The 13,746-nt window shown below is 35.1% G+C and carries 15 protein-coding genes; 14 read left to right on the top strand and 1 reads right to left on the bottom strand.

Translation table 11 applies throughout. From position 1 onward, the window contains the following. Window positions 1-42 precede the first annotated feature (42 nt). The 13 genes from ACNI3C_RS07485 to ACNI3C_RS07545 all read left to right on the top strand — a co-directional run bounded on the left by ACNI3C_RS07485 (window position 43) and on the right by ACNI3C_RS07545 (window position 11,501). Window positions 43-1,977: an adenylate/guanylate cyclase domain-containing protein gene (locus ACNI3C_RS07485; protein ID WP_419769196.1), complete on the top strand. Its 1,935-nt coding sequence runs from the start codon at window positions 43-45 to the stop codon at window positions 1,975-1,977. 191 nt (window positions 1,978-2,168) lie between these two features. Beyond that, window positions 2,169-3,494, top strand: coding sequence for a sulfite dehydrogenase (gene soxC / locus ACNI3C_RS07490; protein WP_419769197.1), 1,326 nt, complete (start codon window positions 2,169-2,171; stop codon window positions 3,492-3,494). Next, window positions 3,475-4,530 (top strand): c-type cytochrome, encoded by a 1,056-nt coding sequence (locus ACNI3C_RS07495; RefSeq protein WP_419769198.1) that lies wholly within the window; start codon window positions 3,475-3,477, stop codon window positions 4,528-4,530. Before soxC ends, ACNI3C_RS07495 begins: the two co-directional genes overlap by 20 nt. A gap of 12 nt (window positions 4,531-4,542) precedes the next feature. Beyond that, a complete protein-coding gene (soxX, locus tag ACNI3C_RS07500) occupies window positions 4,543-4,896 on the top strand; it encodes a sulfur oxidation c-type cytochrome SoxX (protein ID WP_419769199.1) in 354 nt (117 codons plus the stop codon). A gap of 16 nt (window positions 4,897-4,912) precedes the next feature. Beyond that, window positions 4,913-5,362: a thiosulfate oxidation carrier protein SoxY gene (soxY, locus tag ACNI3C_RS07505; RefSeq protein WP_419769200.1), complete on the top strand. Its 450-nt coding sequence runs from the start codon at window positions 4,913-4,915 to the stop codon at window positions 5,360-5,362. A gap of 53 nt (window positions 5,363-5,415) precedes the next feature. Beyond that, window positions 5,416-5,721: a thiosulfate oxidation carrier complex protein SoxZ gene (soxZ, locus tag ACNI3C_RS07510; RefSeq protein ID WP_419769201.1), complete on the top strand. Its 306-nt coding sequence runs from the start codon at window positions 5,416-5,418 to the stop codon at window positions 5,719-5,721. A gap of 37 nt (window positions 5,722-5,758) precedes the next feature. Beyond that, entirely contained in the window at window positions 5,759-6,673 is a 915-nt protein-coding gene (gene soxA, locus ACNI3C_RS07515; RefSeq protein ID WP_419769202.1) for a sulfur oxidation c-type cytochrome SoxA, read from the top strand. A gap of 13 nt (window positions 6,674-6,686) precedes the next feature. Next, a complete protein-coding gene (locus ACNI3C_RS07520; protein ID WP_419769203.1) occupies window positions 6,687-7,127 on the top strand; it encodes a hypothetical protein in 441 nt (146 codons plus the stop codon). A 15-nt stretch (window positions 7,128-7,142) separates the two neighbouring features. Beyond that, window positions 7,143-8,906, top strand: coding sequence for a thiosulfohydrolase SoxB (gene soxB, locus ACNI3C_RS07525; protein WP_419769204.1), 1,764 nt, complete (start codon window positions 7,143-7,145; stop codon window positions 8,904-8,906). A 96-nt stretch (window positions 8,907-9,002) separates the two neighbouring features. Next, entirely contained in the window at window positions 9,003-9,809 is an 807-nt protein-coding gene (locus ACNI3C_RS07530; protein WP_419769205.1) for a thioredoxin fold domain-containing protein, read from the top strand. Window positions 9,810-9,823: 14 nt separating this feature from the next. After that, complete coding sequence (locus tag ACNI3C_RS07535) at window positions 9,824-10,255, top strand: MOSC domain-containing protein (RefSeq protein ID WP_419769206.1); 432 nt, start codon at window positions 9,824-9,826, stop codon at window positions 10,253-10,255. Continuing rightward, entirely contained in the window at window positions 10,252-10,689 is a 438-nt protein-coding gene (locus tag ACNI3C_RS07540; protein WP_419769207.1) for a DsrE family protein, read from the top strand. Before ACNI3C_RS07535 ends, ACNI3C_RS07540 begins: the two co-directional genes overlap by 4 nt. A 23-nt stretch (window positions 10,690-10,712) precedes the next feature. After that, window positions 10,713-11,501: an alpha/beta hydrolase gene (locus ACNI3C_RS07545; protein ID WP_419769208.1), complete on the top strand. Its 789-nt coding sequence runs from the start codon at window positions 10,713-10,715 to the stop codon at window positions 11,499-11,501. A 35-nt stretch (window positions 11,502-11,536) separates the two neighbouring features. Here the strand turns inward: ACNI3C_RS07545 and ACNI3C_RS07550 are convergent, their stop codons facing one another. Then, window positions 11,537-12,454: an MBL fold metallo-hydrolase gene (locus ACNI3C_RS07550; RefSeq protein WP_419769209.1), complete on the bottom strand. Its 918-nt coding sequence runs from the start codon at window positions 12,452-12,454 to the stop codon at window positions 11,537-11,539. A gap of 124 nt (window positions 12,455-12,578) precedes the next feature. Between ACNI3C_RS07550 and ACNI3C_RS07555 the strand changes: the two genes are divergently transcribed. Next, window positions 12,579-13,739, top strand: a complete 1,161-nt coding sequence (locus tag ACNI3C_RS07555; RefSeq protein WP_419769210.1) for an HD-GYP domain-containing protein — start codon at window positions 12,579-12,581, stop codon at window positions 13,737-13,739. The last annotated feature ends 7 nt before the right edge of the window (window positions 13,740-13,746 follow it).

A 13,746-nucleotide genomic window follows, 5' to 3' on the forward strand; every position in this document is an offset into this window, starting at 1 on the left:
TTTTAAGCGTTAGTATAATATGATAAGGAAAAGAGAGAGAAGATGAATATACGAAAAAAAGTTATTTTCAGTTTTATTATTTTGATTTTATTTATTATTTCTATCAGTATACTCAGTCTTATTACGACCTATCAAATGAAAGAGAATTCTGCATTTGCGAAACAAGTTTCAACTCTAATCAATATTCAAGAAGATATGAATGATTTGATTAATTTAACAACTGCTCAAACGATGACGCAAGAGTTGCAAAAAGTGAGAGAAACATTTAATGAGTATGAAAAGAGTTTTGAAGCTCTACGAAAAGAGATCAGTCAACAAAATCAAAAAGATATGGTGGATTTTCTTTTAAATGACATTCATCAAAACAATCATGTCATTGATTCTTTATTGAAATTGTTTGACAATGAACACTCTATTGAAGTGATTTTTGACGAAATATTTGATTTCCAAAATAAAAAAATCATTCACAATCAACGCTTTAATGAACTCTATCCCAAAGAGAATGATAAACGAAAAGTACTGCAATCTCTCATTTTTAAAACGAAAAACCTTGAACTCATTCAAGAGTTTGGCAACTTGCAATATTACAGCAAAGAGACCCTTTATCAACATCGAGATAAAGAGAGATTTTTAAAGTGGGTAGGTTCGGTCGATACAATAATGGCTGAGTTAAAAAAGTATAACTATACAGAACTTTTAAACTCATTTAAACAATATAAACAAATTGTTGATATTATTGGTAATCTTGCTATTGATATTCATGGTATTGAAAAAGAAGAAAAAACTCTCATTAACAAATTGGTTGAAATATTGCAACACAATAAAGATGAGTCCATTTTTATTGAAACAAAGATTGAAAAAATCACTGAACAGTTTTTAAGTAGAGTCTCTTTAATCCAATTTATATTGGTGGTCTCTATTATTCTTATAACTCTCATTTTAACCTTGTACATCTCATCAAAATTGACCAATATTATTAAAAAATTGAGTTCTGGAGTAAAACAATTAAGAGATGGGGATTACGATGTTCAAATTATTATAAATGAGGACAGAGAGTTTAATGAAATAGCAACAACGTTCAATAAAATGGCTGATAACATCAAAGAAAACCAAAATACCTTAGAAGAAAAAATTAAACAAAGAACCACAGAATTGCAAACGGCTTTTGCCAATATACAAAATCAAAAAGATCTTCTTGAAAATCTCTCTAATAAACTTGCAAAATATCTCTCTCCACAGCTGTTTGAGTCAATATTTAGCGGAAAACAAGATGTGGTTATTGAGTCAAAAAGAAAGTATTTAACTGTTTTTTTCTCAGACATTCAAGGCTTCACCGATTTAACTGACAGTATAGAGACAGAGAGTTTGACACAGCTTTTAAATGAGTATTTGGACATTATGTCCAGCATTGCAATCAAACATGGTGGTACCATTGATAAATATATTGGAGATTGCATTATGGTTTTCTTTGGTGACCCTTTATCCAATGGAAAAACACAAGATGCATTGAACTGTATTAATATGGCCATAGAGATGAAAGAACAGATGAGTCACTTACGTATAAAATGGCAAAATGATGGCTACAGTAAACCTTTTCATATTCGAATGGGAATCAACAGCGGGTATTGTACTGTTGGGAATTTTGGTTCTAAAAATAGACTTGATTATACCATCATTGGAGGGGTCGTAAACTTAGCAAGCAGACTGGAATCAAATGCAACTCTGGATCAAATTTTAATTTCAAGTGAAACCTATATGCTCATTAAAGAGAATATCCAATGCACTAAAAAAGAGGAGTTGACACTTAAAGGTATTGCTCATCCTATTCAAACGTATGAAGTTCTCTCGGGAAGTGGCAACAGCACTATTATTAAAGAAGAGAACGGCTTTAATCTCATGGTTGATTTAAATGAAATTGATAAAAACAACATTATTTCTATTTTAGAAAACACTCTTCAAAACATCCGAAAAATTTAATTTTATAAAATAATCTTATAAATTAATTGCTCTGTAAGTATTAAGTTAACTTATACTTAAGAATATAAAATTTAATACAACCTTAAGAATACATTAAAGTAAATCCAACTATATTATTGATACTATTTTGTCACTCTGATATTAAAATTTTGTTTTATATTACGTGACAAATAATCTAATAAGGAGGAGAGATGTCAAAAAAAGATCATGTTCTTGAAATAGATAAACGTCCAGATTCTTTACCACAAAACAGTCGTAGAGAATTTTTTAAAAAGACGGCAATTTATTCCGCAAGTGCAATCAGCGCGGCATCAATTCTTGCACCAATTACGCTCAAAGCAGATGAACCTGAAATAATGGATTTAGCTGAATGGGGAACAAAATTAGGTGACAGAGTTGATAAATATACTTATGGTGTGCCTTCTTTATATGAACACAATAATATAAGAAGGGTGAATGATTTGCTCTCATCTGGTGACAGATACGCTACAGTATCGATGTCTCCTCTTCATCAGCAAGAAGGAATTATAACACCGAATGGACTCTTTTTCAGTCGAAGTCATGGAGGAACAGCTCAAATTGATCCGAATAAATGGAGGCTGATGATTCATGGATTGGTTGAAAAACCTTTGGTCCTAACACTGCAACAACTAAAACGGTATCCAAGTGAGAGTCGGATACATTTTATTGAGTGTCCTGCCAATGGATCAACGGGATGGAGAGGTCCACAATTTAATAACTTACAATTTGTAAAAGGAATGATGAGTTGTGCAGAGTGGACAGGAGTGAGACTGAAAACCATTTTAGATGATTTGGGATTAAAACCCAATGCCCAATGGATGTTAGCAGAAGGCAGTGACAACTCTGAAATGGCAAGAAGTATACCCGTTGAAAAAGTATTGGATGATGCGATGTTAGTTTGGGGACAAAATGGTGAACCTTTGCGTCCAGAGCAAGGTTATCCTGTGAGATTATTGCTTCCAGGGTGGGAAGGCAATTTAAACGTTAAATGGATCAAACGATTAGAGTTTGCAGAAAAACCTTGGCACTCTAAAGAAGAGACGTCAAAATATACCATGTTACAACCAAGTGGAAAAGCCATAGAGTTTTTCTGGCCAATGGAAGTTAACTCTGTCATTACCTCACCTTGTCCTGAAGTGCCATGGACAGATTTAAAAGTGGGAGATTGGGTTGAAATCAGTGGAATTGCTTGGAGTGGTCGAGGTACAATCAAAACGGTAGATATATCACTTGATGGTGGGAACAATTGGACACAAGCATCTATTAAAGGTTTGGTACTTCCAAAATGTTGGACACGATTTTCTTATATCATTAAGTGGGATGGAAAGAAAAAAGTGCTTCTGAGCCGTGCCATTGATGACAGTGGACATATTCAACCTACCATTGACCAACTTATAAAAAATGTGGGTGTTGAAGGAATTTACCACCGAAATCCTATTATTGGTTGGGAAGTAACTAAAAAAGGGGAGGTTAACAATGTACATGTTCGAAGTTAAAAAAACGTTTATTGCACTGTGTTTAACCAGTTCTTTTTTAATTGCCAGTAGTGTAGAAAAAAATGTGGATGGTTCGGTGATTTATCCGCGTATAGATGGAAAATATAATGCATATTATATTAATAAGCAAAACATCAAAGGATTTACCTACGGACGAATGCCCACACAAAATGAGATAGCTGCATGGAACAGAGATGTCATGCCAGATGGGACAGGCTTGCCAAAAGGTGAAGGCTCTGTTGGAGAAGGGGATGAACTGTATAGCCAACATTGTGTAATGTGTCACGGTGAATTTGGTTCAGGAGGAAAAGGTTATCCTACTTTAGCTGGTGGACAAGGAACACTTAAAAATCAGCTCTTAAAAGAGGGGGATGCACCACCTATAAAAACCATTGGAAGTTATTGGCCATATGCAACAACGCTTTATTGGTATATTCAATCAGCCATGCCATTTCCTCATCCAAAGAGTTTAACCAATGATGAAACGTATGCTTTAACAGCATATTTGTTATCCCTCAATGAGATTCAAATTGATGGCGAAGATTTGGACGATGATTATGTTTTAAACAAAGAAAAAATGATGAAAATCAAAATGCCCAATGTGGATGGTTTTTATCCTGTTGACCCCAATCGACATGATTTAAAAGAGCAACGACCTCCTTTAGCACAAGGTGAGAGATGCATGAAAAATTGTAATGCTCCAGCACCTAAAAGTATTGCAAGAGAGATTGAAGGATTTGATCCTGCTATTTCAACGGTAAAAGATTTACCCGAAGATAGTACAAAAAAAGCAGTCGTATCTTTTGGAGAAAAGGTCTATAATGAAAGTTGTGTGAGCTGTCATGGCAATAAAGCAATAGGCGCTCCTTTGTTTGGAGATAAAGAGGCTTGGGCAACCGTTTTAACAAAAGGGATTGATACTGTGTATAAAAATGCAATCATTGGTGTGAATGCAATGCCTCCTAGAGGTGGAACGGATTTAACAGATAAACAAATGAAAGAAGTCATCAATTATATGATTAATTCAAGTAAATAAAAGGAGATGAATATGAAGTTGATTAAAAGTTTACTCGCAGCATCAGCAATCAGTGTTTTAATGGTAAGTGGAAGTTTTGCAAATGATGCCACTTTGGTGAAAGAGGGTGAAAAAATCTTTATGACCAAAAAATTAGGAAACTGCATTGCCTGTCATGCTATCAATGGAAAAGTGTTAGATGGACCAGGAAGTATGGGACCAAAGTTACAATATTTATCGAGTTGGCCAAAAGAGGCTTTATATGAAAAAGTATATGACCCTTATACTACAAATCCAATTTCAGCGATGCCTGCATTTGGGAAAAATGGTTGGTTAAGTGACCATGAAATCAATGCCGTTGTTGCATTTTTACAAACAATAAATTAATAAAAAAGGAATTACAATGAACAGAAGAAATTTTTTAGGTTTAGGTTTAGGTATCTTGGCTGTTACAGCACTGCCTTCGACGTTAAGTGCGGTTAATTTTAGAGAAACCCTGCCACAAGCTTGGAGTGCAACAAAAGTGGATGAAGCTATCAAAGCTGTTTTTGGTTCAAACAAAACAACCGAGGGTGGTATTAAATTAAATGCACCTGATATTGCAGAAAATGGTGCAGTTATTCCTGTCTCATTTGAGAGTGATTTAAAAGCCTCTAAAATTGCCGTATTTCAAGACGCCAATCCAGAAAGTACCGTAGCAGTATTTTCAATTCCTGATACAGGAGTCATTGATTATGCCATCAGAATTAAAATGGCAAAAACAGGTACAGTAACCGTTGTTGCACAAGCCGATGGGAAACTCTATGCGGCTTCTAAATTAGTTAAAGTCACCATTGGTGGATGTGGTGGTTGATTTAATTCAATCTTATAACAGTAAATAATATAAAAAAAGATAAAGGAATTATAATGGCAAACGATACAAGAATTAAAGCAAAAACTAAAAAAGGTGTTACAGAAGTTAAGGCGTTGGCAAAACATGATATGTTGAGTTATGTTGAAGCAAAAAAGAAAAAAGTGGATGCAAATTTTATTACATATATTGTGGCTAAAGTAGGTGGCAAAATTGTTTATGAAGCATCAACAAGTCAATTTCTATCAAAAGATCCTTATTTGAAGTTCTCATTTAAAGGCGGGAATAAAGATGACGAAATTGAAATTTCATGGGTTGATTTAAAAGGAAACACCAATACAAGTACGGGAAAAATTAAATAACGACTTTTAGACGTAACAAAATATCAAAGGAGAAGCTATGTTATCAAAAATTGTAAAAGCTGTGGCTTTAGTTGCATTAACATCGTGTGCACTGAATGCCGGAGATTATAATGCTCAAGCAGAAAAAGACAGACTTGCATTGGTTAAGTATATTGAGGCGAAGTTTAAAGACCCCGTTAAAAATCAAGCTCAATTTTTTCCTTATACAACCAAAGAGGAGTTGGCAACAGATTATGCAAAAAATCTTAAATTTGATGATTTCAATTTAGGAAGTTATGCTTTTGCAAAAGATGCCAAAGAGCAATATGAAGCCATCAAAGAGATGCCTCCATACGAAGATGCAATTGATGAGGGTGAGGCACTCTATCACAAAAAGTTTGCCAATGGCAACTCTTTTGAAACGTGTTTTCCTGATGTAACGATTTCGGGAGAGTATCCAAAGTTTGATGAAAAAAGAAAAGCGGTTATCTCTATAACAAGTGCCATCAATGAGTGTTTGGTAGCCAATGGTGAAAAAGCTTGGAACACCAAAAAAGGGCACATGGCTTCATTAGAAGCCTATTTCGCTTCACAAACAACCGAAGCGGGTAAAAAAATGGACATTAAAATTCCAAGTAAAGAGGCTGCAAATGCGTATGAAGCAGGTAAACAATACTACTATTCACAAAGAGGATACCTGAAACTCTCTTGTGCTTCATGTCACATTCAAGGTGCAGGACAAAGAGTCAGAAATGAAAAACTCTCTCCACTTTTAGGACAAGTGACACAATTTCCTGTGCACAGACTTAAATGGGGCAGTTTAGGTACTTTAGAGAGAAGAATCTCTGGATGTATTGTTGATGAAGGACAAGTTCCACCAAAAGATAACAGTGAAGAGATGCACAATTTGCTCTATTTTTTAGCGTACATGTCGAATGGAATGGCCGTAGATGGTCCGGATATAAGAAAGTAAAGGGAGAAGTATCATGAAAAAATTATTAAGTTTAACATTAGCGACATCTTTTGCATTCATTTTATCGGGGTGTTACGGAAGTGCATCGAGTATGAATACACCTAAAACGTTAAATTTAGATGTCAAACATGTATGCAGCATAGAAGAGAATGGAATTGAAAAAGTTTTAGAAAGTGCAGCTAAATATAATGCCATCGCCAAAGCAGAACATTTAGAATTTATGAGACTGGGAATGACGGCGACTCAATATATTGATTCAGCCAATGCCGCTGTTAAAAGTGGTGCAAAAACAGTTGATATTGTTGATAAAGATGGTAAAACTACAGGAACCGTTACTACTGAGTATGCGGCTTGGAGAGGGTGTTCTTTTGCCTTAAGAGCTTTACAAGAGAGTGAAGAAGCACAAACAACGTGGAGATTGGCAATACCAGGTGATGGGTATAAATACGAATAATAAAGGTGTATATTTATGAGTAAATTAAGCAGAAGAGAGTTTGTATATATGATGGCAATGCTTGGCGCTGCACCTGTGTTTGCAAACTCTCATACAAGAATGACCAATACCAACAATGTAGAAGATTATTATAAACTGCAAAGTTTTGGAAATGTACGGCTTTTGCATATGACAGACAGTCATGCTCAACTGGTACCTATCTATTTTAGAGAACCAAGTGTGAATCTTGGTTTCTTTAGCAACTACGGTAAGCCACCTCATATTGTGGGTGAAAAACTTTTAGACTATTATGGAATAAAAGGGAACAAACGATTAGAGTATGCGTTTACCTGTGTTGATTTTGAAAAGCATGCAAAATCAATAGGAAAAGTAGGGGGCTTTGCTCAACTTAAAACGGCCATTGATTATTTAAGAGATAATTTTGGTGCAGAAAAAACGTTACTGCTTGACGGTGGTGATACGTGGCAAGGAAGCGCAACGGCACTTTATACCAGAGGTCGTGACATGGTTGGTGCCATGAACAGACTTGGCGTTGATGTGGCGGTTGGACATTGGGAATTTACCTATAAAGCGGAAGAAGTTTTGGCCAATGTTAAAGAGTTAAATGCAGAATTTTTAGCGCAAAATGTATTTGTAAAAGAGACGGCACTTATGGACGGTGCACAAGCGTATGATGAAGATACAGGGCATGCATTTAAACCGTATACTGTTAAAAAATTGGGCAATGCAAGAGTTGCTATTATCGGGCAAGCTTTTCCTTATACGACAATTGCAAATCCTCAACGCTTTATTCCCGATTGGACATTTGGGATTAAAAATGAAGAGATGCAAGAGTTGATTGATCAAATCAAAGATGAAGAGAAACCCGATGCCATTATTGTGCTCTCTCACAATGGTTTTGACACCGATAAAAAAATGGCAGAAGTGTGCACTGGAATTGACTTTATCATGGGTGGTCACACGCATGATGGTGTGCCAGAAGCGGTGCCTGTGAAAAATGAAGAGGGCGTGACTTATGTCTGTAACGCAGGAAGCAACGGTAAGTTTTTAAACGTACTTGATTTGGACATTCAAAATGGAAAAATTAAAGATTTTAAATTTACGCTTTTACCTATTTTTTCTGACATTATCCCTGAAGATAAAGCAATGAAAAAGTATATACAAGAGGTCAGATTGCCTTTTATCAAAGAGCTTACACGAGAGATTGCCACAACGGATACAACGCTTTATCGAAGAGGGAACTTTAATGGCTCATGGGATCAAATCATTTGTGATGCTCTCATGGATGTCAAAGGTGCCGATATTTCACTCTCTCCTGGATTTCGATGGGGTACAAGTGTCATGCCTGGTCAAGCCATTACGTTTGATGATTTGATGACGCAAACAGCGATGACGTACCCTGAAACCTATGCAAGAGATATCAGTGGTGAGCAAATTAAAGCCATTTTAGAAGATGTTGCGGACAACTTATTCAATGAAGACCCTTTTTATCAACAAGGGGGCGATATGGTAAGAACCGGTGGAATTTCTTATAAAATCAACCCAAAAGCAAAAATGGGTGAACGAATTTCAGACATTCAATTAACGAAAAATGGTAAAAAACTGCAAGCAAATAAAATGTATAAAGTTGCGGGGTGGTCAACTGTTGGAGCAAAATCTGATGGTGAACCTGTTTGGGAAACGGTTGAGACATATTTAAAAAATATAAAACATATCAGTAATTTAAAAGTGGATACCCCAGATATTATTGGTGTTAAAGGTAATCCTGGAATTATTTAACCAATGAAAAAAGTATAAAGTCTATACTTTATACTTTTTTCAATTTAATACATGACTAGGCGTAGTTTTGTATTAAGTTGAAGAAAAGGAGTGGTGTTGATCAGAGTTTTGTTATTGCTTATTTTACTCATATGCACACAACAGTTAAATGCAAGTTTTAAAGAGGGTAAAGCCATTTTTCAAGCCAAATGCGCCTCTTGTCATCAAGGTTATATTGCATTGGATGAACTGAAAAAAAACTTCTTTGAAGAGCATAATAAACGTTTACACATGACCATTCCTACAGAAAATATCTTGGCGTATGAAATCATGCGAGGGCATAAAAAAATAGGGGACAGGAATGACCCTGAAATGCAACAGCTGGAGATAGAAGAGTATCTTAAAGATTATATGACAAATCCCGATAAAAGTAACTCTATTATTGATCCAGAACTTTTAAAGTATTTTGAAAATAAAGAGCCTATACGTGAACATTTAAGTGAAAAAGAGTGGGCAGATTTGGCCACATTTTTTATGGAATATGAGAAAAATGCTCAATTAACTCACCCTAAAAAGATGAAGCTTTTGAATGAAAGTTACGATGAAAAAGCGTTGATACAAGAGGCTAAAAAAAACAATAAAATGTTTTTGGTTATGGCCAGTTCTCAAACTTGCTCCTTTTGTATCAAAATGAAAAAAGAGGTTTTGTCATTGAATGAAGTGCAAACAAGGATGGATAAAAACTATATTTTCCTAGAAGTCGATGTCGATACCATGAAATTGCCTTTTGATTTAAAGCAACAATTTAAAGGTATGACTCCCACTTTTTTTGTTTTATCAAAAGAGGGTATTTGGGAAAAGAGTTATCCTGGAAGTTGGAACAAAGCAGATTTTTTTGAAATTTTAAAAGAGAATTTAAAATAATGCAAGGGAAAATTGTGGAGCTGTTCAGTGCTTCAAAAAATGAGAGCAGTTTGCCAAGACCCATAAGAGAAACTTTGGAACTCATTGTTGGACATGGAATAAAAAACGATAAGTTTGCTGGAAAAGATGAAAACAAAGCGGTCATGGCAGTGGGAAAAAAAGCGTATGAGATTGCCTTTAAAAATGGCATAAATTTAGAACTCGGAAGTTTGGGTGAAAACATTTTATTGGATTTTGACCCACATCTATTTGAAACAGGAAGTCTTATATACATAGGAGAAACACAATTGCAAATAACGGAACAATGTTCTGTTTGTAACCATTTGGCTCTGTTTGATCAACGTTTACCCGAACTGGTGAAAGCACACCGAGGTTTATATTTAAAAGTTCTAAAAGGTGGTAAAATAAGAAAAGATTCAACGGTATATGTAAAGGAAAAAATATGAAAAAATTGATTTTACTTCTTCTTATCACACTGTTTGCTTTTGGGAAGTCAACATTTAGTGACCCTCAACCCAGCTTTGAAAATCCACGAAGAGTGGTGATTCCCCTTTATGTCTCTGAGCCACAAAAGGTCAATCATATTTTGGGTTCAATTTATAATATATTAAAAGAGTATCCACCTGAAACGCTTAAAGTGGTGGTTGTAGCGTATGGAACAGGAATGAGAGTAATTAAAAAAGATTACGACACAAAAACCTTAGCCAGAGTTAAATCACTCATGGAGTACGACGTGGAGTTTATTGGTTGTCGAAATACTATGGAAACCATGCATTGGATAGACACTGATTTTATCGATGATGTCAGTTTTGTTCAAGCAGGGATTGTTGAAGTTATTGAACGGCAAGTTGATGGCTATATTGGGGTAACACCTTACTGATTTATTTGAATAAAGGAGTGACTGTGTTTAAAAAAATTATGATAACAATGAGTGTTTTATTTTTGATTTCAACTGCTTTATATGGGGCTAAAATATCCCAAAGCGAGTGTGCAACCAAAGGCGAAAAATATATTTTCGCTGGGGGTGAATGTATTGAGTTCTTTAAAGCCAATGGTGACAGAAAAAACAGCTTAAATATTATTGTGCATGGAACGTGGAAAGAGGGAACAAATACTTTAGCAAGATATGCTCCCTTTGCAGAAAATATTGCTCTACAAACCGATATTACAACCATTGCGATTGCGCTTCCAGGATATGCTGGGTCTTCTACCAATAACTTTCAAGCGTTAAGTCATGATGGGGTTGAAAATTTGGCCGCAAATAAAGCGTATATTGATTTTTTAGGTGAGCTTGTAAGTGCTTTAAAAAATCGATACAAAGCAACAACGGTGACGTATATTGGTCACTCAGCTGGAGCCATGATGGGGGCAACACTTACTGGCTTAAAACCCAATTTGATTGACAACATTGTGTGTGCAGGTGGGCGATACGATATTCATGAAGTGAGTCAAAACAACGCATTAATCTCTGTTGTTGATGTGTTGGATAATGTCTCAAAAGATACTCACTTTATATTGGTGTATGGGACAAAAGATGAGGTTTCTGAACCCAAAATTACCAAAGCTTTTTATGAGATGGCATTAAAAAAAGGTTTGGATGTGAAATTAGTTGAAGTTCCAGATGCTCCTCACTTGGATTTGGATATGAGTGATGAATCGGTTGATGCCATTGTAGAGTTGCTTGATAATTGAGTGTAAGCAGAGTAAACGATTGAGTTTACTCTGTTTTACTCTTCATAAAATTCCAGCTCTTGGTAAGCATCAAATACATTTCTTTTATTGAGTTCTTCGTACATTGCTTTATCTTTAAACTCTTCAAGGGTTACTGTTTTGCTGATGTCTGCTGCCATCACATCATTTTTAATGGCGTTTAATACTTGGATTTTTAATTGTGTAAAATAGTTGGTAATCTCATTTGCAGCAGTTTTTGAAGTGTCTGTTCCATGTCCTGGAACCAATACATCCCACTGTTTTTGTTGAATCTGTTCTAAGGCTTTTAGGCTGCCAATCACGGAACCATCTCTGTTGGAGGTAATTCTTCCATTCATGACCAAGTCACCTGAAAAAAGTACTTTCTCTTGTGGCAAATAAACAAATAAATCGTCAGACGTATGCGCTTTATAGCCAACAGGGATAATAATAATTTGTTTGTTGCCAAGGTGTAACTCTTTTATCGAAGTAATCTCTTCATCAACACCCACAATTTTTGTATTTTCAAGAAAAGTTTTGGGAAGCATTTGCATCATTCTGGTTTGAGTATGGGGGTTATACTCTTTGTTAATCAATGAGGGGCCTAATATTTTGGCATTGAACTGTTGTTTATAAAAACTATTTCCCAACCAGTGATCATCATGTGCATGGGTTGAAATAACCATCTCAACGGGCAGTTTTGCAATGTTACTCATGGCAGCATAAGCTTGTTGAGCAAAAGCATATGTTGCTCCACTGTCAATGAGAATATAACTTGTGGGAGTTTTAATATAACAACTGTTAGACATAAAGCCCCCATTTTTTGCACTTGGAGCTTCGAGTTTTCCTATAAAACACCAGATATCATTGGCTACTTTTAGGGGTTTGAGTTGATAATCAAATCCTAAAAGGCTCATTGAACTAAACAGTATGATGAAGAATGATTTTTTTAACATGCTACTCCTTTGTGTGTATAATTTTATCTTATTTAAAAAAGACAATGATGTGTAATTTTTACTCTAAAATCAGCATTTATATTGTAGCATTAAAAGAAAATATAAATAAAGATTTGGATCTCAAATGGATAAAAAAACTCAAATGAATTTCAATTTGAACAATTTTGCACTGGCACTTTCTCCTTTGTTAGATGGTGTTGAAACGCAGCGTTTAACAACGTCACCCCACCACAGTAAACGCATTGCATTTGTGAGTTTAAAATTGGGGATAATGTTAAAATTAGATGCTCCTTCATTGGCTGATTTGTGTGCGTATTCTCTTTCCCATCATTTGGCTTTAAATGTGACAGAAAATGAAAAAGAGTGTTGTAAACTTTCATCTGACATATGTTCATCATTCCCTTTTTTACAACCATGTGAAGATGTTTTAAAGTATCAACAAGAGTATTATAATGGAACAGGTTTATTTGGTTTAAAAGCCAAAGAGATTCCACTTCTTTCTCAACTTATCTCTTTTGCGCACACACTTGACACTCGATTTGATTTTTCAAAACCTTCCATTGAAAACCGTGTTGCTATTGTTGAGTTTGTAAAACAAAACAGTAATAAACTGTTCATGCAAACACTGTGTGATACTTTTTTAGACTTGGCAACACAGCCGAGCTTTTGGTTGGATATGCAAAGTGAAAATGAGATGTTACAATTTATATATGTCTCTTTAAATGATTTTACAACCATTGTATCTTTTGAAAAAATGTTAGCCATTTGTTCACACTTTACTTCCCTTGTGGACGTGCATTCAAAGATTATTGAAAAAGCTGCTTTAATGTGTGAATATTATCAATTTGAACACAAAGATAAACAGACTTTTCTTATTGCTGTCTCATTAGAAAATATAGGGAAATTGATGATTCCTAAAGAGATACTGCATAAAAAATCGGATTTAAACCCCAATGAGTTTGAAGAGGTTAAAGCCTATCCTTACTATACAAAAAAAGCGTTAAGTGCCATTATGGGCTTTAGTGATATTGCTACTTTAGCTTCTACGGCACATGAGTATCTTGATGGCAGTGGTTATCCTTATTTTATACAAGCCAATGCGTTGAGTTTGAAAAACAGATTAATGGCTGCATTGGTGATTTATGAAGCGTTAAGAGCTAAAAAGAGTTATCACGAAGCATTTTCACATAAAGAAGCCATTGAAATTATGAGCGTATTTGCTCAAAATTATAAAATTGATGCTGCTATTGTAGAGGATATGAACAAGGTATTTGAGACTATTTAACATAGTC

This window comes from Marinarcus sediminis (SeqCode), from assembly GCF_048571275.1.
GTDB lineage: Bacteria > Campylobacterota > Campylobacteria > Campylobacterales > Arcobacteraceae > Marinarcus > Marinarcus sediminis.